This window comes from Nocardia sp. NPDC003345, assembly GCF_053589395.1.
The window spans coordinates 1-22,755 of sequence record NZ_JBSFRU010000065.1; the positions used below are offsets into that span (position 1 = coordinate 1).

Here is a 22,755-nt window from a genome sequence, read left to right on the forward strand (position 1 = left end):
GCGACAGATTCTCGTGCGCGTGGATACCGAGTTCGGCGGCCAGGGCGTCGGCGACCGTGAGACCGTGCGGATGCAGTGCCGCGAGAGTGCCCGCGGCCCCGCCGAATTGGACGGGTAGGTCGGCCAGTACCGATATCAGCGCGCCGGTCGCCCGGTCCAGCGCCGCGCACCAGCCGGCCGCGAGCGCGCCGAAGGTGGTCGGCAGCGCCTGCTGGCCCAGGGTGCGCGCGACCATCGGGGTGTCGCGGTGGGTCCGGGCCAGTCCGGCGGCGGCGTCGGCGGCGGCGCCGAGATCGGCGACGATCAGCTTCCCGGCCCGCTGCACGAGCAGTAGCAGCGCATTGTCCAGGATGTCCTGGCTGGTGGCGCCCCGATGCACCGCGGCCGCCGGGACACCGCGCTGCGCGCAGGCCGCACGCAACTCACCGACCAGCGGAATCACCGGATTACCGCCCGCGACGGCCGCCGCGCCGAGAGCGGCCGGGTCGACGGCGGCGACCACCGCCGGACCCGCCGCGTCGATGGCGGCGGCGTGATCGACGTCGATGACACCGGCCGCGGCCTGCGCCCTGGCCAGCGCGCATTCGACCTCGACCAGTGCGGTGATCCAGGCGCGGTCGGAGAGGACGGCGCCGAGCGCCGCCGCTCCGAACAGCGGGTCGAACAGTTCTCCACGCGCCACGGTGCGATTCCTCCTAGAAGTAGAAGAACGGGGTCTCGGCGCCCGCGGGGTCGTCGTCCTGCAGGACGACACTCAGGTGGTAGCCGTCGGCAGTGGCGGTGGCGATCAGCTTGTGCCGCTGGGATTCCGGTAGCGCCGACAGCACCGGGTCGATGGCGTTCGCGGCCGTCTCGTCGGGGAAGTACAGCCGGGTGACCAGCCGGTTGAGCATTCCGCGCGCGAAGATCGAGAGATTCAGATGCGGTGCCTCGGTGCCCGCGTCACCGGCCGGGACGGCCCCGGGTTTGACGGTGGTGAACCGGGCCGTGCCGGTCTCGTCGGCGGGGCAGCGGCCGAACCCGCGGAAGGCGGCGTCGGTCTGCGGGCGCGGATCGTCGGGGTGTTCGAAAACCCCGTCGCGGTTGGCCTGCCAGACCTCCACCAGCGCGTCCGCCACCGGAGCGCGGTCACCGTCGGCGACCGAGACAGCGATCGTGATCGACCCGGCGGTGCCGGGGGCGACGATCTCCGGCCCGTCGGGCCAGGGCAGTCCGATATGCAGGTAGGGCCCGACGGTCTGCGACGGTGTCGGCCCGTAGCCGACGGTGGTGAAATCCCCCGGTGTCGCCGGATAGCGGGGCGCGAATACGGCGTCATTCATCGTGGTCGTCCTCCTCGAACGGGGTCGCGTCGCGACCCCGCAGCACGATGTCGAAACGGAAGCCGAGCGCCCAGTTGTCGCTGGTGGCCGAATAGTCGAACACGCTGACCATGCGCTGGCGGGCACCGTCGGGAACCGAGTTGTAGATCGGGTCCTGGAAGAACATCGGATCGTCGGGAAAGTACATCTGGGTGACCAGGCGCTGGGTGAAGGCGCGCCCGAACAGCGAGAAATGGATATGCGCGGGCCGCCACGCGTTGTGGTGATTTCCCCACGGATAGGCGCCCGGTTTGATGGTGGTGAACGAGTAGTGGCCGTCGCCGTCGGTGAGCGTCCGGCCGACTCCGTCGAAATACGGGTCCAGCGGAGCGGGCCACCGATCGCCGTGGTGCCGGTAGCGGCCGGCCGCGTTGGCCTGCCAGACCTCGACCAGGGTGTGGGGTACCGGTTTGCGGTCGCTGTCGAGCACCCGGCCGTGCACGACGATCCGCTGCCCGGCGGCCTCGCCGCCGCGGGCGAGCGTGAGGTCCGCGTCGGCGGCCGTGACCCGGCCTTCGCCGAGCGCCGGCCCGGTCAGCTCACCGAGCCGCTGGGGCAGCAGCACCAGCGGTTGTTTCGGGTGCCGCCGGGCGGTGGTGCGGTAATCGGCGAAGTCGAGCGGAGCTTCCTCGTTCTTTTCGATACCGCGGTACGGCGGTGGCAGTTGGAGCATGCGCGACGACCTCATGTTCGGTATGTGGACACTTCTTCGTTATGCGAACAGCCTAGGACGGGCTCGGGAAAGAGCAAAGCATCCGAGGAAATGTTCGCTATGCGGACGAAAGTTCACAATCCGCACGTTTGAGGTTACAGTGAACCGCGTGATGGACAAAGTCATTGCCACGGCCGCCGCCGCGGTCGCCGATATCCCCGCCGGTTCATCGCTGGCAGTCGGCGGATTCGGCCTGGTCGGCGTGCCCGAAGTACTGATCAACGCGCTGCTCGAACAGGGCGCCGGTGAGCTGGAAGTGGTGAGCAACAACTGCGGCACCGCCGGGTTCGGGCTCGGTGTGCTGCTGGCCGCGCATCGCATCCGCCGCACTGTTAGCTCCTATGTCGGTGCCAACGAGGAGTTCGCCCGGCAGTACCTGTCCGGCGAGCTGGAGGTCGAGCTGACACCGCAGGGCACCCTCGCCGAACGGATGCGCGCCGGTGGCGCCGGAATCCCGGCGTTCTTCACCCCGGCGGGTGTCGGCACCCAGGTCGCCGAGGGCGGTCTGCCGCTGCGCTACGACGGTTCGGGCGGTATCGCGGTGGCGAGCCCGCCCAAGGAGACCCGGGAATTCGACGGGGTCACCTACGTCATGGAGCGCGGCATCGTCACCGACTACGCGCTGGTCCACGCCTGGAAGGGCGATCGGCACGGCAACCTCGTCTACCGCGCGAGCGCCCGCAACTTCAACCCGCCCGCGGCGGCCGCGGGCCGGATCACCATCGCCCAGGTCGAACATCTCGTGGAACCCGGCGAACTACACCCCGACGAGGTCCACACCCCCGGTATCCAGGTCCAGCGCGTGGTGCACGTGGGCGAGGTCGAGGTCGGAATCGAGAACAGGACGGTGCGCGCATGACGCTGACCCGCGAACAGATGGCGGCCCGGGTGGCCCGGGAACTCGAGGACGGGCAGTACGTCAACCTCGGAATCGGGATGCCGACCCTGGTGCCCAACTATCTGCCGGGCGATATCACCGTCGTCCTGCATTCGGAGAACGGGGTGCTGGGCGTGGGCCCGTATCCCACCGAGGACGAGCTCGACCCCGAACTCATCAATGCCGGCAAGGAGACCATCACCGTCCTGCCCGGCGCCTCGTTCTTCGATTCCGCGCAGTCGTTCGGCATGATCCGCGGCGGTCAGGTCGATCTCGCGGTATTGGGCGCCATGCAGGTCAGCGCCCGCGGCGATCTGGCGAACTGGATGATCCCGGGCAAGATGGTCAAGGGGATGGGCGGCGCCATGGATCTGGTGCACGGCGCCCGCCGGGTGATCGTGATGATGGACCACGTCTCCCGCGCCGGGGAACCCAAGATCGTCGGCGAATGCTCGCTGCCGTTGACCGGGATGGGCTGTGTGGACCGCGTCATCACCGATATGGCGGTTCTCGATATCACCGAGACCGGGCTGCTGCTGGTGGAAACGGCGCCGGGTGTGACCGTCGACGAGGTGCGCGCGGCCACCGGCGCCGAGCTAGAGGTCGCCGCCGGCCTGCTGGAGCGGGTGGGCTGAGATGCGCGCAGGCGCAGCGGGTCCCGGCTGTTCACAGCGCCGGGAGTCGCGCCGTCGCCGCCCGGATCACCTCCAGGAACCAGCGCTGCGGCGCACCGCCCTCCGGGGTGTGACGGGTATAGGCGGCGACCTCCACCGGCTCGATCGGCCACGGCAGCCGGAAGATCCGCACGGCATGGGTCCGGGCCAGGGCCCGCGCCACCCGCTCGGGCACGATCGCGACCAGTTCGCTGTCCTGCACCACATACGGCAGCGTCGCGAACCGGGTCACCTGGACCGCGATCCGGTCCTCCAGCCGGTGCGCGGCCAGGGCCGCGCGCGGTCCGGGGTGGCCGGTCCCGCCGTTCACCACCACATGCCGCTCCCGTTCCAGGGCGGCCTGATCCGGGGCATCGGACCGGAGCCGGGGATGATCGGCCGCGACCATCCCCGCGTACCCCTCGGTGAACAGCGGGGTGCGGCGCAACCGCGGGGAATCCAGGACCGGGCTGGCTATCACGGCGTCCAGTTCCCCGCGGGCCAGTTGGTCGGCCGCGGTATCCAGATCGAACGCCCGCACGCGCAACCCGGCGCGCGGCGCCTGCGCGGTGAGCTCGGTCAGTACCAGCGGCAGGACCGTCACCTCACCCAGATCGGAGAGGCCGAGGGTGAACCGGGTCGGGCGTCCGGGGTCGAATTCGTCGGTCGCGCCGAGCGTTTCGGTGACCTTGGCCAGAGCCGTGCGCAGCGGCGGGTACAGCCGCTCGGCCTCCGAGGTCGCGGTGAGCCCGCCGGGGCCGCGGACGAACAGCTCATCGTCGAGCCGCCTGCGCAATTTTCCGAGCCCGTAGCTGACTGTCGGCTGGGTGACGCCCAGCAGATCGGCGGCCGCGGTGACGCTGCGTGTCTCGTAGAGCAGCACGAATGTGCGCACCAGGTTCAGATCGAAATCCGCCGCCATAGATCTCCTCTATTCAACTCCGGAAAAACATCTATTGGATTTCTGATGGACGCGAGCTTAGCGTGAGTGCCATCACAGTTCTGGGTCGGCACGCACGGCTCGAAGATCAGAAATGAATTCCCGCATGAACAAATTGCTGTCGTGGCCGGCCGCCCTGTGCTGGCTCACCGTGCTGCTCGACGGATACGACCTCGTCGTGCTCGGCGCGGTCATCCCGACGCTCATCGATGAGAACCACCTCGGATTCACCGCCGCGAGCGCCACTTTCGCCGCCACCATCTCCCTGGTCGGAGTCGCGATCGGCGCCGCGGGGGTGGGACCGCTGGCCGACCGCTACGGCCGCCGCCGGGTCCTGCTGGCCTCGATCGCGCTGTTCTCCGTATTCACCATCGCGGTGCCCTGGGCCGGATCGGTCGCCGTCTTCGGCGCCTTCCGGCTGCTGGCCGGGCTGGGACTCGGCGCGTGTATGCCCACCGCGCTCACGTTCATGGCCGAACATATGCCGCCCACCCGCCGGGCCTTCGCCAGCACCTTCACCATGACCGGATATCACTTCGGCGCCGTGCTCGCCTCGCTGCTGGCGCTGTGGCTCGTGCCCGACTGGGAGATCCTGTTCTATGCCGGCGGTATCGCCGGACTCCTGCTGGTACCGCTCATGTGGCGCAAACTGCCGGAATCCGACGCCTACCTGGAAACCCGGGAAAGCGCCGTGCGGGTGCGGCCGACGGTCGTCCTGCAGCCCCGCTACCTGCGCACCACGCTCGGCGTCTGGGTGGGCTCGTTCATGGGCCTGCTGCTGGTCTACGGCCTGAACACCTGGCTGCCCAAGCTCATGCGCGATGCCGGCTACAACATGTCCACCTCGCTGACCCTGCTGCTGGTGCTCAACATCGGCGCCATCATCGGACTGGTGGTCGCCGGCATCCTCGCCGACCGCCGTGGCACCAAACCGATCATCCTGGTCTGGTTCGCCGCCGCCGCGGTGCTGCTCGCGCTGCTGAGTGTCAAGGTGTCGAGCACGGTTCTGCTCAACGCCCTGGTCCTGGTCACCGGCATCTTCGTCTTCTCGGCCCAGGTGCTGGTCTACGCCTATGTCACCCAGGCCTACCCGGCCGAGGTGCGGGCCACCGCGCTCGGCCTGGCCGCGGCCGTCGGCCGTCTCGGCGCCATCTTCGGCCCGAGTATCACCGGAGCACTCATCGTCTCCGGGTCCGCCCACCCCTGGGGCTTCTATTTCTTCGCGGCGGTGGCCGCGCTGGGGCTGCTCGCCCTGGCGACGGTGCCCCGCCTGGCCCGGCAGTTCACCCCGCCGGCCGCACCCACCCGAACCGGACGCGACGATCTGAAGGAGTACGCCACATGACCACCACCCGCACCCGGGTAGCCATCGTCGGAGCGGGTCCGGCGGGCCTGCTGCTGTCCCATCTGCTGCACCGGTCCGGGATCGACTCGGTGGTGGTGGATATCCGCGACCGGCACGAGATCGCCACCACGATCCGCGCCGGTATCCTCGAGGCCGGATCCGTGCGGACGCTGGTGGATTCGGGCGTCTCCGATCGGGTGATGACCGAGGGCGACCGGCACGACGGGGTGGTGTTCCGGTTCGGCGGGGACAACCACCGCATCGATTTCAAGGATCTCGTCGGCGAATCGGTCTGGCTGTACCCGCAGAACGACGTCTTCGTCGACCTGGCCGCGCGCCGCGAGGCCGACCGAGGCGATGTGCGGTACGGGGTCACCGATACATCGGTGGATATCACGGCCGAGCGGCCGGTGGTCTCGTTCACCGGCGCCGACGGCCGGCCCGCCCGGGTGGAGGCGGATCTGGTGGTCGGCGCCGACGGGTCGCGGTCGATCTGCCGCAAGACCTTCCCGGCCGGGACCCGCAGCGAATGGTTCCGCGAATACCCCTTCGCCTGGTTCGGTTTCCTCGCCGAGGCGCCGCCGTCGCATCCGGAGCTCATCTACGCCCACTCCGAACACGGTTTTGCGCTGGTCAGTCAGCGCACGCCGACCGTGCAGCGGATGTATTTCCAGTGCTCGCCGCAGGAGCGGCCGCAGGATTGGGACGACGACCGGATCTGGGCCGAGATGCGCCGCCGGGTGAACGGCAACGGTTTCGAGATCGTGGAAGGGCCGATCAGCGCGAAGATGGTGCTGCCGTTCCGGTCCTTCGTCACCGCCCCGATGCGGCACGGACGCCTGCTACTCGCCGGCGACGCCGCGCACACCGTCCCGCCGACCGGCGCGAAGGGTCTCAATCTGGCGCTGGCGGACGTCCGGGTCCTGCACGAGGCGATCATCGACTTCCTCGGCGGTATGGGCGATCCCGCGCTGGACCGTTATACCGAGCGGGCGCTGGACCGGGTGTGGAAGGCACAGCATTTCTCGTACTGGATGACCACCATGCTGCATTCGGTGGAGGGCGCCTCCCCATTCGACCTGGAACGCCAGCGCGGGGAATTGGCGCTGGTCACCGGGTCCCGCCACGGGGCCGCCTACCTCGCCGAGGCCTATACCGGCTGGCAGCAGGCGGCCTGACCGGGCCGCCCGGCGCGGATTCCGCCGACCCGCCGCCATCCGGCGCCCGCACCGCGATACTCGTTTCCGTCACGACCGCGAATCAGGAGTTCATATGACCACCTCGGCCGGACCTTCCACCACTGCCTGGCACGGCGCGCTCTTCGACGGCGCCTTCCGATCCGCCGCCCGGTCCCTGCCGGTGGTCGGGCCGGCCACCGGAGCGGTGATCGACACGGTGGGTGCGGCCGGAACCGACGACCTCGATCGAGCGGTGGATTCCGCCCTCGCGGCGCAGCGGGAATGGGCCGCGCGCACCTACGACGATCGGGTGTCGGTACTGCTGCGGGCCGCGCGGCTACTCGGTGACAACCCGGACCGCCTGGCATCGTGGCTGGTCGCCGAAGCCGGCTCGGGGCAGGGCAAGGCCGCGTTCGAGGTGGGTCTGGTGACCAGCGAACTCCAGGAGTCGGCGGCCCTGGCCTCGCATCCGTACGGGGAACTGCTGCGGTCGGGTAAACCGCGATTCTCGGTCGCGCGGCGGGTGCCGGTGGGCATCGTCGGCGTCATCTCACCGTTCAATTTCCCGGGCATCCTCTCGATGCGCTCGGTCGCTCCCGCCCTCGCGCTGGGCAACGCGGTGATCCTCAAACCCGACCCCCGGACCCCGATCTCGGGCGGATTGGCGTTGGCCGAACTCCTGAGCGAAGCGGGCCTGCCCGCCGGGGTGCTGCATGTCCTGCCCGGTGGCGGCGACCTCGGCGCGGCGATGGTGTCGCATCCGCGGATTCCGTGCCTGTCGTTCACCGGATCGACGGCGGCGGGCCGGCGGATCGCGGCCGAGGCCGGACCGCTGCTGAAGAAGGTGCATCTGGAACTCGGCGGGAACAATGCCCTGCTGGTCCTGCCCGACGCCGATGTCCCGGCCGCGGCGTCGGCCGGAGCGTGGGGATCGTTCCTGCATCAGGGCCAGATCTGTATGACCACCGGGCGCCACCTGGTGCACAGTTCGATCGCCGCGGAATATATCGCGGCGCTGACCGAGAAGGCCCGCGCGCTCGCCGTGGGCGACCCGGCCGACCCGGCCAACGCCTTGGGCCCGATCATCGATGCCGCCCAGCGCGACCGGGTACACGAGCTGGTGACCTCCGCCGTCGACGCGGGCGCCACCCTCGCCGCGGGCGGTGAATACACCGACCTGTACTACCGGCCCACCGTCCTCACCGGGCTCGGCCCGGACAATCCGGCCTGGACCGAAGAGATCTTCGGCCCGGTGGCCCCGGTGCTCACCTACGACACCCTCGACGAGGCCGTAGATATCGTCAACGCCTCCGAATACGGCCTCTCGGTGGGCATTCTGACCGGCGACGCGTTCAAGGCCTTCGAACTGGCCGATCGCATCCACTCCGGCGCCGTGCACGTCAACGACCAGACGGTGGACGACGAGGCGGTCATCCCCTTCGGCGGTATCAAGGCGTCCGGGGTAGGCGGACGGTTCGGCGGGCCGGCGGCCAATCTGGACACCTTCACCGAAACCCAGTGGGTCACGGTGCAATCGGAGATCGCCCGATACCCCTTCTGACGACCCGGCGGCCGCGATATCCGGGCGACACCCGGATGTCGCGGCCGCGGGAATGCCGGAGAACCGGATCAGCCGGACGCGGTGGCGCCCTCCGGGTGCACCCGATGCCTGCCCTCCGCGAATTCCTCGACGATCTTCGCGCAGAACGCGGGCAGGTCACCGGGGTTGCGGCTGGACACCAGACCGTGGTCGGTGACCACCTCCTCGTCGACCACCGTGCCACCCGCGTTGCGGATATCGGTGCGGACGCTGGGGTAGGAGGTGAGGGTGCGCCCCCGCACCACATCGGCCTCCACCAGGGTCCACGGGCCGTGGCAGATCACCCCCACCGGTTTCCCGGCGGCGAAGAAATCACGGACGAATCCGACCGCTGCGGGGTCCTGCCGGAGTTGGTCGGGGTTGGTGGTGCCGCCGGGGAGCAAGAGGGCGTCGAACTCGTCGGCCGAGCATTCGCCGACCACCCGGTCCACCGCGAAGGTGTCGCCCTTCTCCACATCGTGGTTCATCGCCTGGATCCGCCCCCGCTGCAGCGACACCAGCGCGGTGGTCGCGCCCGCGTCCTCGACCGCGGACCGGGGTTGCACGAGTTCGACCTGTTCCACGCCGTCGGCCGCGAGGATCGCCACCCGTCGTCCGGTCAGATTGTGCTGGGCCATCTCTTGCTCCCTCCTATACGGAAACGCTGTCCCGGCGAAAGCCTGTACCTGCGAAAACGCAGTGCCGAAGCCGGTCTGTGTGCGACCTACCCCCGGCCCGGGGCCCGAAACAGCTGTGATCGGCGCCATCGCCGAGATCGGCCCCTGCCTGATTCGAGAGTGCGATTCTGGGTAGCCGCCCGATGTTCCTGACGACAAGAAAGGGTTTTCGACGATGAACGTCCCGATCAAGAGCACGCTCGACCCGGAACAGCAGCGCATCACCGGTGAGGCTCTGCGCGCAACAGTCGTCGACCTCATCGATCTGTCCCTGATCGCCAAACAGGCGCACTGGAACGTCCTCGGACGCAATTTCCGCTCGGTACATCTGGCGTTGGACGAACTGGTCGTGGCGGCTCGTGATTTCACCGATCAGGCCGCCGAACGCGCCACCGCGATCGGGGTGAGCCCGGATGGGCGCGCGGCCACGGTGGCCAAGGAAGCCGGCGGTCTCGATTTCCCGGACGGCTGGCAGCAGGACACCGACGTCATCACCGCGATCGTGCAGAACCTGGACACCATCATCCGCCGGCTCCGGGTGCGGATCGACAGCACCGAGAAGGCCGATCCGGTCACCCAGGATCTCTTCATCACCATCGCCGGCCGGTTGGAGCAACTGCACTGGATGTGGCAGGCTCAGCTTTCCTCCGCCTGATCCGCCGGCGCGGCCCGGTGGGCGGCCGAGGTCGCGTCGGGGTGACCGCTACGGTCCCCGCCGGGTGATGTCGCGCCGGATCACCGGCGCCGAAGGAGGAATACAGGTGGTAGAGGTTCCCGGTGCCCCGTACGGAGTGAGCGCGGGAGCCGACGGCGCCCTGTGGTTCACCCTGGCCGGAGCCGGCGCGGTGGGCCGGTATCACGAGGGCGAGGTGCGCGTTTTCGCCACCGGCCGCCCCGACGGACAGCCCACCGTGATCGTGCCCGGGCCCGGTGATGCCATGTGGTTCAGCGAATTCCGCGCCAACCGGATCGGCCGGATCACTGGGGAAGGTGATCCGGCCTGGTTCCCCGCCGAAACGCCGTACGGACTCACCGCGGGGCCCGACGGCGCGCTCTGGTTCACCGAGATGCAGACCGACCGGATCGGCCGGCTGGACCCGGACGGGACCACCACCTATTTCCCGGTGACCGGTATGCCCTCGATGATCACCACCGGTGCCGACGACGCGCTCTGGTACACGCTCAACCAGGGCAATGCCATCGGCCGGACCGGTCTGGACGGAGTCTCGACGGTGCACCCGCTACCGACCCCGGGCGCGAACCCGGTCGGTATCACCGCGGGGCCCGACGGTGCCCTCTGGTTCGTGGAGATCGGCGCCGGACAGATCGGCCGGATCACCACATCGGGTGATATCGAGGAGTTTTCGCTGCCCGACCGAGAGGCCCGGCCGCACGCCATCATCGCCGGGCCGGACGGGGCCCTGTGGTTCACCGAATGGGCCACCGCCCGGCTCGGCCGGATCACCGTCGAAGGTGCGATCACCGCGACCGGACTCCCGGGTTCGGAACCACACGGTCTGGCCGTCGGGCCGGATGGTGCGCTCTGGGTGGCGATGGAATCGGGCACCCTGGAGCGCGTTCCGGTTCGATCGTGAAACCGGCCGGTGCTCAGTCCTTTCCGGGGTCCGCGATCTCCTGCAGGCTGCCTTCCGACAATCGCAACCAGCGTCGCACGCCGATCTCACGCAGGAATCGTTGATCGTGGCTGACCACGATGAACGCGCCCTCATAAGCGTTCAGGGCGCTCTCCAGCTGTTCGACACCGGTCAGATCCAGATTGTTGGTCGGCTCGTCCAGCAGCAGTAGCTGCGGTGCCGGTTCGGCGAACAGGACACAGGCCAGGGTCGCCCGCAGCCGTTCACCGCCGGAGAGCACGCCGACCGGCAGATGCGCGCGAGCGCCCCGGAACAGGAACCGGGCCAGCAGGTTCATCCGGTCGGCGTCCGGGAGTTCGGGCGCGGCGGCGGCCAGGTTCTCGGCGACCGTCCGGTCCGGGTCCAGCAGATCCAGCCGTTGGGACAGATAGGCGATCCGGCCGTCGGCGCGGGTGATATCGCCCGAGTCCGGGGCCAGCTCACCCTGCACGATCCGCAGCAGTGTGGATTTCCCGGCGCCGTTGGGTCCGGTGAGCGCGATCCGTTCGGGACCGCGCACAGCCAGGTCCGCGCCGTCCGGTCCGAGGACGAGGCGGTCACCGAACCGGTGGTGCATCCGCTCACCCAGGAATACGGTGCGCCCGGCCGGGACGCGGGTGCGCGGCAACTGCACCGCGATCTTGTGTTCGGTGCGCAACGCGCGTTCGGCCGAATCCAGTTTGGTCTTGGCCGCCTCGACTCGCGCGGCGTGCGTTTCACCTGCCCGGCCCGCCGACTCCTGCGCATTCCGTTTCATCGTGCCCGCGAAGATCTTCGGTAGCCCGGCATTGCCGAGATTGCGCGCCGCGGTACTCGCTCGCCGGGCCGAGCGTTCCCGGGCCTGCTGCAGTTCGCGCTTCTCGCGTTTGACCTCCTGCTCGGCATTGCGGATATTCTTCTCCGCGACCTCGCGCGCCGCGCGCACCGATTCCTCGTATTCGGTGAAATTGCCCCCGTAGAAGGCGATCTCGCCCGCGTGCAGTTCGGCGATCCGGTCCATCCGGTCGAGCAGGGCGCGGTCGTGGGCGACCAGCAGCAGACACCCCTTCCAGTCGCCGAGTACTTCGTAGAGCCGGTGGCGCGCGTCGAGATCGAGATTGTTGGTGGGCTCGTCCAGCAGCAGTACATCCGGTCGGCGCAACAGCTGGGCCGCGAGCCCCAGGGACACCACCTGACCACCGCTGAGAGTGTGCAGCGGGCGGGCGAAGGACAGGTCACCGATGCCCAGCCGGTCGAGCTGGGCGCGGGTGCGTTCTTCGATATCCCAGTCCGCGCCGATGGTGGTGAAATGCGCCTCGGCGGTATCACCGGATTCGACCGCGTCCAGCGCCGCCAGTACGGGCGCGATTCCCAGTAGCTGGGCCACCGACATATCGCGGGTCAGCGGCAGGGTCTGGGGGAGATAGCCGAGCACGCCGTCGACGACGACGCTCCCGGCCGAGGGCGTCAGCTCACCGGCGATCAGCCGGAGCAGGGTGCTCTTCCCGGCGCCGTTCGGGGCCACCAGGCCGGTGCGCCCGGCGGGCACGGTGCAGGACAGGTTCGTGAAGACCGGAGTGTCGTCCGGCCAGGAGAAGGACAGATTCGAGCAGACGATACGGGCATCTGACATCAGGGGAGACCTCTGTTTCGTGCGGGCGCGCGTGGCAGCGCCGCGAACGGATCGGCGAACGACGAGATGGCCACTTCAGCGGCGCCCGATGCGCCCTACTGGTGGCCGTCAGAGCCGGGTGACCCCGGTGATGTCGAGTTCACCAACCATGGTCGGTCTCCTGTACTTCGATAACAGGTAAGAGGATATCAGCCGCGCGATGGCGGCACGGCCGGGCGCGGACCGGCCGCGTGTACCGGGCCCGGAAACGGATGAGCAGGTCGCGTGGGGCCGCGGCCTGCTCATCCCGACGCACGCTCCTTCACGAGCAACGTGCGTTCTGGGCGGTGGTTCGGTGGTTGTTCGGGTAAGCGCACGATCCGGCTCCCGGTCGGATCGGACATCGGACGGGAGGGCGGATCGTGCGTGACGGGCGGTTAGATGCAGACTTCGGCGCTGCCGAGCGGGACGCAGATCTCGACCGATCCCAGGCCCGGGATGACGGGTGCCTGGATCGGCCCGGTCGCGGCAGACGCCGCGGGGGCCGCGACGGCGCCCAGGGCCAGGGCGATGGCGGTCGCGGCGAAGAGCTTGGTGATTCTGGCTGGCATGTCACACCCTTCGATCGATGAAAACCGTTGACTTCCTGCGCTCCCCCAGTTTTCGCCGGTCCGGGCACCGATACCAGACAAGAAAGCATCACGTTCCGGTCGACGGGTCACAGCCGGGTCGCCGCGGCGGGCGGCCGGGTCGCGTAGCGGTCACGGGACGGTCCGGGCGATGTCTCCGCGTCCCGGTCGCTGCGACCGCTGTTCGGTTAGGGTGATCCCGTGCGGGTTCGGCGGTGGCGGCGCTCACCGCCGCGAGCGCGGCCCTGCTGACCGGCGGAGTCGCGCTCACCGATCGTGACAATCTGTTCGACCTGCCCCGCCGTCATCCGGGGCTGTGGTGCGCGGTGATGGTGCTCTACCCGGTGCTGAGTGTCTATCCGCAGGAGCTGATCTTCCGCTCGTTCCTGTTCCACCGTTACGCGCCGGTGTTCGGCACCGGTACGGGCCTGGTCGCCGCCAGTTCGGCCGCGTTCGGGTATGTCCACATCATCTTCGGCAGCTGGGTCTCGGTGGTGCTGAGCACCGCCGGCGGCTGGATCTTCGCGCGGCGATATCAGCGGACGAATTCCCTGTTCACGGCCTCGGTCGAACATTCCATCTACGGAATACTCGTGTTCACCGTCGGCCTGGGCACGTACTTCTATCACGGGTCGGCGGTGGCCCGGCCGATCGGCCCCGGAGGTCCGGTCCGGTCACTCGGGGATGCGTAACAGGCATTCGTCGTAGCCGACGCCGGAATAAAAGCAGTCCGCCATACCGCTCTGCACATCGCCGGAGGTGGGCGGTTCCCCGCAGAGCAGCCCGCAGCGCTGGGCGCCGGGGACCTCGGCGCCGTCGGGGTACCGGCAGCCGTCGTCGTCGCAGGTGTAGCCGCGGGTGTTCGGATCGCGGGCCAGCGGCGTCTGCGAATACGACCAGACGTGGGCCTCGCTGTTCACGATCGCGGTGCAGTAGACGGTTCGCCCGTTCGCCTGCCCGGCGGCGCCGGGTTCGGAGCAGTAGTCGTTCAGGACGACCTGAGGATCTGCCCCCGCGGGCCCGGCCCCGGGTATGCCGGGGGTGAGGGCCGGCCCCACCGCCCAGGCGCCGGTCAGCACCGCCGCCGCGGCGAGAATTCGTAGTCTTCTGGATGAGCGAGCGCGTGAATTCGCTGGATATGGCATGGATTTCACCATCTTCGATACTCGGGTGCGTGACTCGGTTCGTCTCGGGCGTCGAAGCGGGATCGCTCTGTCACCGTACGGCGTGGACCTCCCGGCCCGCGCCGTTGCGCAGACCATCCGCCCAGCCGTTGTTCACATCTCCGGTGGTGGGCGGTTCACCGCAGCGGGCGCCGCAGCGCTGTTCCTCGGGAACCTGGTTCCCGTCGGGGAAGGTGCAGTTCGCGCCGTAACAGTTGTACCCGCCGGTGTTCGGATCCACCGGAAGGGCCTGCGGTTCGGGCCACATGGACCACACGTAGTTGTCGGAACCGTTGATGGGCGTGCAGTAGACGGTCTCACCGTCCGCGAGGTGTCCCACCTCGCCGGGAGCTTGGCAGTACTGATTCAGTTCGACCTGTGGACCCGGTTGTCCGGCGACGAAGGCGTTGCCGCCGAGAGGGAGGGCCACCGCCGGTGCGGCGGTGAAGACGAGCGCTACGGCCCCGACCATGGTGCCGATCAGTCGAGGGCCCGCGCGCAGGAACTGCGCCTGTGGCCTCATGGGTGGATTCCGTTCTGTCGAGTGTCCGACCCGATTCGACTCGATTGATAGTAGCTATCACCGCTGTTCGATGGCAATGGTGTCGTGAGCCGGTGCCTCCGGCGGGAGATGTTTACGGCCGCGCCGGTCGGCTACTGCGCGGCAGGAGACGGCAAACCGATATGGAGGTGGAACCGATGGCCACTCTGCACGCGGTCGCATTGGTATGCACTCTGAAGAAATCTCCCGCGGAGTCGAGCAGCGACCGGATAGCACGCCAGCTCCTCGGCGAACTCGGCGAGCACGATGTATCCGGCGAAGTGATCCGGGTGGTGGACCACGACGTTTATCCGGGGGTGAGCGGTGACGAAGGCGACGGCGACGAGTGGCCGCGAATTCGCGCCCGGGTGCGGGAGGCCGATATCGTGCTCGTCTCGACCCCGACCTGGCTGGGCCATATGTCGTCGGTGGCGCAGCGAACCCTGGAGCGGCTCGACGCGGAACTGTCCGAGACCGACTCCCGGGGGAGGCCGTCGATGTTCGGCAAGGTCGCCCTCGCCGCGGTCGTAGGCAACGAGGACGGTGCGCACAAGATCGTCGCGGACCTGTTCCAGGGACTGAACGATATGGGGTTCTCGCTACCCGCCCAGGGCGCCACCTACTGGAACGGTGAGGCGATGAGCGGGGTCGACTACCTCGATCTGGATGCGACACCCAAGGCGGTGGTGTCCACCAACGCCACCGCGGCGCGCAACGCCGCGCATCTGGCCCGGCTGCTGCGCGCGGAGCAATACCCGCCGGAATGACCGGCCGATGTCATTGCTGATCCGCCGCCGATGTCATTGCTGATCCGGAGGCCCTGGGGCACAGCTACTTCGAACGCTTGCCTGGATCGGCGGACAGGAGACGTGCCGCAGGCCTGGGTCGGACGGGGCGGGTGAACCGGTGCGCGCTGCCGACGGCCATTCCCTTCCCGGCGACAAACGACGGGAGTCGATGGGGTTGTGCGCGAGGGGGGACTTGAACCCCCACGTCCGTGGACACCAGAACCTAAATCTGGCGCGTCTGCCAATTTCGCCACTCGCGCTTGATGGTACGACCGTCCAAACTCTACCGGGCCGTCGGCCGATCATGAAGACGCGGGCGGCGTGTTTGTACTCACCGGTAACCCCACCTGCGATTATAACGATTGCGTTACGCCCAATATGAGGAGTGCTCATGTTTCGCGGCGGTAAGCACGTGGCCTCACCTGCGGCTTCAAACATGAGGGAGGGTCATATTTCTCCATATTCTGGTACATGCGTACAGAAATACTCATCGGTAAGCGGCGCACCGGCAGGCAAACGTGAGGATTTCCTCATGATTTCGTGGCATCCTCGCCGATAGCGAGCCGACGGGCATGGCATGCCCTCGCGCGGACCGGGAGCCGGGGAAGCCTCCGAAGATATGTCGCCACGAGAGAGAGCCGAAGCGTCTTGACGATTAACGAGAGCACTGCGTCCGGAGCCGACAACCGGGTGAACGCGGCCGCGGCCGCGAGCAGGTCCTCCGAGACGAATCGCACACCGTTGCTGGACCGTCTGCGAGAGGGCGCCCCCTATGCCCTGGCCTTCGGTGGCCAGGGCGCGAGCTGGCTGGGCGAGCTGGCCGAGATCGGCCGTGACGCCGCCCTCGAGCCCGAACTCACCGCACTGGTCAACGAGGCGGCCGGGCTGCTGGCGCCGGTCTCGGATCAGCTGCTGACCGTTCGACCGGTCGGCTTCGATCCGGTGGCCTGGATGCTGGAGGACGAGCTCGCCGACGACGACACCGAAACCGTCTCCGACGCGCCACCGGAACGTGTGCTGCGCTCGGCCGCGGTGTCGATGCCCGGTGTACTGCTCGCGCAGCTGGCCGCGCTGCGGGCGCTGCGGTTGCAGGGGCTGGATCCGGCGGAATTCGAACCGGTCGCGGTGGTCGGTCACTCGCAGGGCCTGCTCGCCGCCGCCGCGGTGGCCGCGCGCGGGCAGCGCGACGCGGAGATGCTGGCGATCGCCCAGCTGGTCGGCGCGGCCGCGGGTCTGGTGGCGCGGCGGCGCGGGCTGATGCCGGTGGGCGAGCGCTCCTCGATGGTCGCCGTCTCCAATGCCGATCCCGAACAGCTTCGTACCGTGATCGCCGAGGTGGCCGCGGGTATGGACCCGGCCGCCGCGCCGGTGCTGTCCATCCGTAACGGCCGGCGTCGTGTCGTGCTCTCCGGTACCCCGGACGCGCTGCGCCGGGTGCGGCAGCGCTGTGCGCAACTGCACGATGAGCAGGATCGCGAGCGCTCCGCCAAACAGCGCGGCGGCGCCGTATTCGCGCCGGTATTCGAGGATCTCGATGTCGACGTGGCATTCCACCACCCGGCGCTGGGCGATACCGTCGAGCTGGTCGAAGGCTGGGCCGGCCAGTGTGGCCTGGACACCGAACTGGCCGGGCGGATGGCCCGGCAGATCCTGGTCGACCCCGTCGACTGGGTGTCGATCGTCGACGGCGTCGTGGGCGCGGGCGCGGAATGGATCCTGGACCTGGGCCCCGGCGACCTGCTGTCCCGGGTGAGCGGCAACTCTCTCAAAGGCAGCGGGGTCGGCGTGGTCGCGGTGGCCACGCGGGCCGGCCAGCGCAGTCTGCTGACACCGGGCGCGATCCCCGAAGTGGCCCGGCCGTGGTCGGCGTTCGCGCCGGTGCCGGTGCGGCTGCCCAACGGGCGCATCGTGGTGGAGACCGCCTTCACCCGGCTCACCGGACGCTCGCCCATCCTGCTGGCGGGCATGACCCCGACCACGGTGGACGCGAAGATCGTCGCGGCCGCGGCCAACGCGGGCCACTGGGCGGAACTGGCCGGCGGCGGCCAGGTGACCGAGCAGATCTTCGCCGACCGCGTGGAGGATCTGAAGAAGCTGCTGCAGCCGGGACGGCAGGTGCAGTTCAATTCGCTGTTCCTGGACCCGTACCTGTGGAAGCTGCAGCTGGGGGGTAAGCGGCTGGTTCAGCGGGCTCGCGCGGCGGGCGCTCCGTTCGACGGTGTGGTCGTCACCGCCGGTATCCCGGAGCTCGAGGAAGCCGTCGCGCTGATCGAGGAACTGACCGAGGTGGGGATCGGCCACGTCGCGTTCAAACCGGGCACCGTCGCGCAGATCCGCTCGGTGCTCCGGATCGCCGGCGAGGTCCCGGACTACCCGGTGATCATGCATATCGAGGGTGGTAGGGCCGGTGGACACCACTCCTGGGAGGATCTGGACGATCTCCTGCTCGAGACCTATGCCGAACTGCGCGGACACGGAAACGTCGTGGTCTGCGTCGGCGGTGGGATCGGAACCCCGGAGCGGTCCACCGAGTATCTGACCGGTGCCTGGTCGGTGGCGCACGGCTATCCGGCCATGCCGCTGGACGGTGTGCTCGTGGGCACCGCCGCCATGGCGACCCTGGAGGCCACGACGGCGCCGGAGGTCAAACAGCTGCTGGTGGATACCCCCGGAACCCCGGACTGGGTGGGCGCGGGCACCGCGACCGGCGGAATGGCCTCGGGCCGTAGCCAGCTGGGCGCCGATATCCACGAGATCGACAACGCCGCCTCGCGGACCGGCCGCCTGCTCGACGAGGTCGCCGGCGACGCGGACGCGGTCGCGCAGCGGCGCGACGAGATCATCACGGCCCTGAACGCCACGGCCAAACCGTATTTCGGCGATGTGACCGCGATGAGCTACCTGGCGTGGCTCGAGCGCTACGTGGACCTCGCGATCGGCCGCGAGAACCGCCAGGATTTCGACTGCGGTAGCGATCTCGGCGAGACGATCGCCGAATGCACCCGCTCGGTATGGCTGGACATCAGCTGGCGCGACCGGTTCGCCGAAATGCTGCGCCGCGCCGAGGCCCGGCTGGCGCCGGCCGACCGCGGCGAGATCGACTCCCTCTTCGGCGACGAGGATCTGGAGAACCCGGCCCGCGCCCTCGCGGCACTGGCCGAGCGGTATCCGGCCGCCGCGGGAACGCTGCTGCATCCGGCCGATGTGCCGTTCTTCGTGGCACTCTGCAAGACCCCGGGCAAACCGGTGAACTTCGTCCCGGTGGTGGACCAGGACGTTCGGCGCTGGTGGCGCTCCGATTCGCTGTGGCAGGCCCACGATCCGCGCTACTCGGCCGACCAGGTGTGCGTGATCCCGGGCACCGTATCGGTCGCCGGGATCACCCGGGTGGACGAGCCCGTGGGTGAGCTGCTGGACCGTTTCGAACAGGACACGGCGTACACGCTGGTGCGTGACGGTGTGGTGCCGGCGGCCGTCGACGCGCGCCGGGTCGCCGCCGTGACCAGCGGCCCCATCGATGTGGTGCTGGCCGCCCCGGATGTGAACTGGTCCGGCCGGGCGACCGTCAACCCGGTGCACCGTCTGGGTGACCTGCACGAATGGACCGTGGACGAGAAGGGCGCGATCCATCCACCGACCGGCGCCACCCTCGTCGAGACCGAGGGACCCGAACCCGAGCACTCGTATGTGGAGCTCACCGTCCCGCTGTATGCCGGACATGTGGTGCGGATCCGGATCACCGTCCCGGTGTCGGTGTACAACGGCGGCGCGCCCGTGGTGACCGAAGCCGACGCGGACGCCGCCATGTCGGCGCTGCTCGCGGTGGCGGCCGGGCAGACACTGCCCGAGGTCAAGAGCAATATCGCGCACGTCAACCTCGCGTGGACACCGGATCTGGTCGCCGACCACGCCGGTGTGACCGGCACCGGGCTGCCCGCGGAGCTGAGCACGCTCGGCCGCACCGTGCCCGACGTCCTGGTCGGCGCCTGCTGGCCGGCCGTCTTCGCGGTCCTGGGCGCGGCCCGCACCGAACCGGGCGCCAGCGTGATCGAGGGCATGCTCGATCTGGTGCATCTGGACCACCGGATCGAACTGCTGCGCGAACTCCCCGATGCCACCAGCATTCTCGTGGTCCGCGCCGAGTCCGGGTCGGTACTCGACACCGATCTCGGCCGCGTGGTCGAGGTGGAGGTCACCGTCGGCGAGATGCGCGATCAGGGCCTGGACGTGGTGCCGCTGGCCCGGCTCGCGGAGCGTTTCGCGATCCGCGGCCGCACCGGCGCCGGAGAACTGACCGATCCGCCCCGGGCCGCGGGCACCGTGAGCGCGGACGCCACCGAGACGCCGCGTCGCCGCCGCCGGGATGTCACCATGATCGCGCCCCGCAGTATGGCCGCGTTCGCCTCGGTCTCCGGCGATCACAACCCGATCCACACCAGCGACGCCGCCGCGAAGCTGGCCGGTCTCGGCAGTCCGATCGTGCACGGGATGTGGCTGTCGGCCGCCGCCCAGCACGCCGTCTCCGCGGTGGACCCGCAGGCTTCGATACCGGCTCGCACCCTGACCGCGTGGACCACCCGGTTCCTCGGCATGGTGCGGCCCGGTGCGGAGATCGATGTGCGGGTGGAGCGGGTCGCGGTCGACGCGGGTGACGAGATCGTCGAGGTGTCCTGCCGCACCGGCGGCGACCTGGTGATGACCGCGACCGGTCGCACCGCCGCCCCCAAGACCGTCTACGCCTTCCCGGGCCAGGGCATCCAGCGCAAGGGCATGGGCCTGGACGCCCGGACCCGGTCCAAGGCCGCCAAGGCCATCTGGGACCGCGCCGATAAGCACACCCGTGCGGCGCTGGGCTTCTCGATCCTCGCCGTGGTGCGCGACAACCCGACCTACCTCAAGGCACGCGGTGTCGAACACCGCCACCCCGACGGTGTGCTGCACCTGACGCAGTTCACCCAGGTCGCGATGGCCACTCTCGGTGTCGCCCAGGTCGCGGAACTGCGCGAGGCCGGCGCCTTCGTGGAGGGTTCGCTGCTGGCCGGGCATTCGGTGGGTGAGTACAACGCGCTCGCCGCCGTCGCCGGTGTGCTGCCGCTCGAGGCCGTCCTCGAGGTGGTGTTCCAGCGCGGTTCGGCCATGCACGAGCTGGTTCCGCGTGACGAGCAGGGCCGCAGCGATTACCGGATGGCCGCTATCCGGCCCTCGCAGATCGGGCTGCCCGACGACGAGGTCATCGGATTCGTGGCCGAGGTCGGGCGGCAGGCGGGTGAGTTCCTCGAGGTGGTGAACCTGAACCTGCGGGGTTCGCAGTACGCGATCGCGGGTACCGTCGCCGGCCTGGAGGCGCTGGAGACCGAGATCGACCGCCGCCGCGAGGAATTCGGCGGCAAGCGGGCCTTCATCCTGGTGCCCGGTATCGACGTCCCGTTCCATTCGACCGTGCTGCGCAAGGGCGTTCCGGAGTTCCGGGGCAAGCTCGAGCAACTGCTGCCGGAGGAACTGCATCCGGAGGTGCTGGTCGGGCGCTATATCCCGAACTTGGTGCCGCGGCCGTTCTCGCTGGAGCGCGAATTCGTCGCCGAGATCGCGGATCTGGTGCCGTCGGAACCGCTGGCCGCGGTGCTCGCCGATTTCGACTCGTGGTCGCGGCGGCCCAGCGAACTGTGCCGGGTGGTGCTGATCGAACTGCTGGCCTGGCAGTTCGCCAGCCCGGTGCGCTGGATCGAAACCCAGGACCTGCTCTTCGGTGAACTGGGTGTGGAACGGTTCGTCGAGGTCGGCCTGGGCGCGACTCCGACGGTCGCGAACCTGGCGAGCCAGACCCTGAAACTGCCGGATTTCGGCACCGCGACCGTGGAAGTGCTCAATATCGAGCGCGAGGCCGGAATCGTCTACTCGACCGATACCGATCCGGCGCCGGTGGACGAGCCGGTGGAAGAAGTCGCCGAGGCTCCCGCCGCCGCTGCCGCCCCGGCCGCCGCTCCCGCTGCCGCGCCGGCCGCCCCGAGCGGTGGGCCGCGCCCGGACGACATCACCTTCACCGCCGCCGACGCCACCCGGGTGCTCATCGCCCTGTGGACCAAGCTGCGGATCGACCAGATCGGCCCGGTCGACACCATCGAAGGACTCTGCGACGGGGTGTCCTCGCGGCGTAACCAGCTGCTGGTGGACCTCGGCTCCGAACTGTCGCTCGGTGCGATCGACGGCGCCGCAGACGCCGATATGGGCGCGCTGTCGGCCACGGTGGAACGTCTGGCCCGTACCTACAAGCCGTTCGGCTCGGTGCTGTCCGACTCGATCAACGACCATCTCCGCAAGGTGTTCGGACCGTCCGGCAAACGCCCGGCGGCGATCGCCGAACGGGTGAAGAAGGTCTGGGAACTGGGTGACGGCTGGGCCAGCCACGTCACCGCCGAGGTATCGCTGGGCACCCGCGAGGGCGCCAGCGTTCGCGGCGGCGACCTCGGCGGCCTGGTATCCGGCGCTCTCACCGACGCCGCCTCCGTGGACGCGGCCGTCGATGCCGCCGTCCAGTCGGTGGCGGCCCGCCGCGGTGTCGCGGTATCGCTGCCGTCCGCCGGTGGATCGGCCGGCGGCACCGTGGACGCGGCCGCGCTCGGCGAGTTCACCGAGCAGATCACCGGCAAAGACGGTGTGCTGGCCTCGGCCGCGCGCCTGGTGCTCGAACAGCTCGGACTGAACGAGCAGGTCTCCGCGCCCGAGGCCACCGAGGACAATCTGGTGGATCTGGTGTCGGCCGAACTCGGTTCGGACTGGCCGCGGCTGGTTGCCCCGGCCTTCGACGGCCGCAAAGCGGTACTGCTCGACGACCGCTGGGCCACCGCGCGCGAGGATCTGGCCCGGCTGTGGCTGGGCGAGGACGCCGCGACCGCGCAACTGCCGGTCGGCGGCTTCGCCGGCGCCGGTGAAGCCGTTGCCGCGCAGGCCGACTGGTGGCGGCAGCGGGCCGTGCACGAGGCCCGTTCGGTACTGGCCGGGCACTACGAGCGGATCGCGGCGGCGGCCCGGGACACCGAGCAGGTGGGGGAGTGGTCCTCCGATATCGCCATCATCACCGGCGCGAGCA

The 22,755-nt window shown here is 69.4% G+C and carries 19 protein-coding genes and 1 tRNA gene; 10 read left to right on the plus strand and 10 right to left on the minus strand.

All coding sequences use genetic code 11. The features are described 5' to 3' along the window. The 3 genes from ACWDU1_RS10520 to pcaH form a co-directional block, all read right to left on the minus strand. Positions 1–682: lyase family protein (locus tag ACWDU1_RS10520; RefSeq protein ID WP_449997447.1), on the minus strand; the 682-nt coding region annotated here is incomplete at its 3' end. Positions 683–695: 13 nt separating this feature from the next. Next, entirely contained in the window at positions 696–1,322 is a 627-nt protein-coding gene (gene pcaG / locus ACWDU1_RS10525) for a protocatechuate 3,4-dioxygenase subunit alpha (RefSeq protein WP_449997448.1), read from the minus strand. Further along, complete coding sequence (gene pcaH / locus ACWDU1_RS10530) at positions 1,315–2,034, minus strand: protocatechuate 3,4-dioxygenase subunit beta (protein WP_449997449.1); 720 nt, start codon at positions 2,032–2,034, stop codon at positions 1,315–1,317. Before pcaH ends, pcaG begins: the two co-directional genes overlap by 8 nt. 151 nt (positions 2,035–2,185) lie before the next feature. Between pcaH and ACWDU1_RS10535 the strand changes: the two genes are divergently transcribed. Together ACWDU1_RS10535 and ACWDU1_RS10540 are read left to right on the plus strand one after the other, a co-directional pair. Further along, positions 2,186–2,932 carry a CoA transferase subunit A gene (locus ACWDU1_RS10535; RefSeq protein ID WP_449997472.1) on the plus strand — a complete coding sequence of 249 codons (747 nt, stop codon included), beginning with the start codon at positions 2,186–2,188 and terminating at the stop codon, positions 2,930–2,932. Beyond that, positions 2,929–3,585 (plus strand): CoA transferase subunit B, encoded by a 657-nt coding sequence (locus tag ACWDU1_RS10540; protein WP_449997451.1) that lies wholly within the window; start codon positions 2,929–2,931, stop codon positions 3,583–3,585. Before ACWDU1_RS10535 ends, ACWDU1_RS10540 begins: the two co-directional genes overlap by 4 nt. Before the next feature lie 31 nt (positions 3,586–3,616). On the opposite strand, the gene ACWDU1_RS10545 is transcribed toward ACWDU1_RS10540, so the two are convergent. Then, entirely contained in the window at positions 3,617–4,525 is a 909-nt protein-coding gene (locus ACWDU1_RS10545; RefSeq protein WP_449997453.1) for a LysR family transcriptional regulator, read from the minus strand. Between the two features lie 124 nt (positions 4,526–4,649). Between ACWDU1_RS10545 and ACWDU1_RS10550 the strand changes: the two genes are divergently transcribed. The 3 genes from ACWDU1_RS10550 (at position 4,650) to ACWDU1_RS10560 (ending at position 8,627) form a co-directional block, all read left to right on the plus strand. Then, positions 4,650–5,888: an MFS transporter gene (locus ACWDU1_RS10550; RefSeq protein WP_449997454.1), complete on the plus strand. Its 1,239-nt coding sequence runs from the start codon at positions 4,650–4,652 to the stop codon at positions 5,886–5,888. Next, positions 5,885–7,066: a 4-hydroxybenzoate 3-monooxygenase gene (locus ACWDU1_RS10555; protein ID WP_449997456.1), complete on the plus strand. Its 1,182-nt coding sequence runs from the start codon at positions 5,885–5,887 to the stop codon at positions 7,064–7,066. The genes ACWDU1_RS10550 and ACWDU1_RS10555 overlap by 4 nt, the downstream gene beginning before the upstream one ends. A gap of 94 nt (positions 7,067–7,160) precedes the next feature. Next, positions 7,161–8,627, plus strand: coding sequence for an aldehyde dehydrogenase family protein (locus ACWDU1_RS10560; RefSeq protein WP_449997457.1), 1,467 nt, complete (start codon positions 7,161–7,163; stop codon positions 8,625–8,627). Positions 8,628–8,695: 68 nt separating this feature from the next. Here ACWDU1_RS10560 and ACWDU1_RS10565 read toward each other — a convergent pair whose 3' ends face one another. Next, complete coding sequence (locus tag ACWDU1_RS10565; RefSeq protein ID WP_449997459.1) at positions 8,696–9,283, minus strand: type 1 glutamine amidotransferase domain-containing protein; 588 nt, start codon at positions 9,281–9,283, stop codon at positions 8,696–8,698. A 214-nt stretch (positions 9,284–9,497) separates the two neighbouring features. On the opposite strand from ACWDU1_RS10565, the gene ACWDU1_RS10570 reads away from it, so the two are divergent. Together ACWDU1_RS10570 and ACWDU1_RS10575 are read left to right on the plus strand one after the other, a co-directional pair. Beyond that, positions 9,498–9,977, plus strand: coding sequence for a Dps family protein (locus tag ACWDU1_RS10570; protein ID WP_449997460.1), 480 nt, complete (start codon positions 9,498–9,500; stop codon positions 9,975–9,977). A gap of 67 nt (positions 9,978–10,044) precedes the next feature. Continuing rightward, the gene (locus ACWDU1_RS10575) at positions 10,045–10,917 is read left to right on the plus strand and encodes a Vgb family protein (RefSeq protein ID WP_449997474.1); all 873 of its coding nucleotides are present in this window, start codon (positions 10,045–10,047) and stop codon (positions 10,915–10,917) included. 13 nt (positions 10,918–10,930) lie between these two features. On the opposite strand, the gene ACWDU1_RS10580 is transcribed toward ACWDU1_RS10575, so the two are convergent. Both ACWDU1_RS10580 and ACWDU1_RS10585 read right to left on the minus strand, forming a co-directional pair. After that, positions 10,931–12,568, minus strand: a complete 1,638-nt coding sequence (locus ACWDU1_RS10580) for an ABC-F family ATP-binding cassette domain-containing protein (RefSeq protein ID WP_449997462.1) — start codon at positions 12,566–12,568, stop codon at positions 10,931–10,933. A gap of 416 nt (positions 12,569–12,984) precedes the next feature. After that, the gene (locus tag ACWDU1_RS10585; protein ID WP_449997463.1) at positions 12,985–13,158 is read right to left on the minus strand and encodes a hypothetical protein; all 174 of its coding nucleotides are present in this window, start codon (positions 13,156–13,158) and stop codon (positions 12,985–12,987) included. A 233-nt stretch (positions 13,159–13,391) separates the two neighbouring features. On the opposite strand from ACWDU1_RS10585, the gene ACWDU1_RS10590 reads away from it, so the two are divergent. Continuing rightward, entirely contained in the window at positions 13,392–13,868 is a 477-nt protein-coding gene (locus tag ACWDU1_RS10590; RefSeq protein ID WP_449997465.1) for a CPBP family intramembrane glutamic endopeptidase, read from the plus strand. Here ACWDU1_RS10590 and ACWDU1_RS10595 read toward each other — a convergent pair. Beyond that, the gene (locus ACWDU1_RS10595) at positions 13,851–14,321 is read right to left on the minus strand and encodes a hypothetical protein (protein WP_449997467.1); all 471 of its coding nucleotides are present in this window, start codon (positions 14,319–14,321) and stop codon (positions 13,851–13,853) included. The two genes, ACWDU1_RS10590 and ACWDU1_RS10595, sit on opposite strands and share 18 nt — an antisense overlap. A gap of 70 nt (positions 14,322–14,391) precedes the next feature. Next, positions 14,392–14,862 carry a hypothetical protein gene (locus ACWDU1_RS10600; protein WP_449997469.1) on the minus strand — a complete coding sequence of 157 codons (471 nt, stop codon included), beginning with the start codon at positions 14,860–14,862 and terminating at the stop codon, positions 14,392–14,394. Between the two features lie 176 nt (positions 14,863–15,038). Here ACWDU1_RS10600 and ACWDU1_RS10605 point away from each other — a divergent pair, with 176 nt between their 5' ends. Further along, on the plus strand, positions 15,039–15,647 hold the full coding sequence (locus ACWDU1_RS10605) for a flavodoxin family protein (RefSeq protein ID WP_449997470.1): 609 nt from the start codon (positions 15,039–15,041) through the stop codon (positions 15,645–15,647). Between the two features lie 199 nt (positions 15,648–15,846). Here ACWDU1_RS10605 and ACWDU1_RS10610 read toward each other — a convergent pair. Continuing rightward, a tRNA-Leu gene (locus ACWDU1_RS10610) sits at positions 15,847–15,928 on the minus strand. 388 nt (positions 15,929–16,316) lie between these two features. Between ACWDU1_RS10610 and ACWDU1_RS10615 the strand changes: the two genes are divergently transcribed. Continuing rightward, the coding region (locus ACWDU1_RS10615; protein ID WP_449997471.1) for a fatty acid synthase subunit beta domain-containing protein at positions 16,317–22,755 on the plus strand (6,439 nt) is incomplete at its 3' end.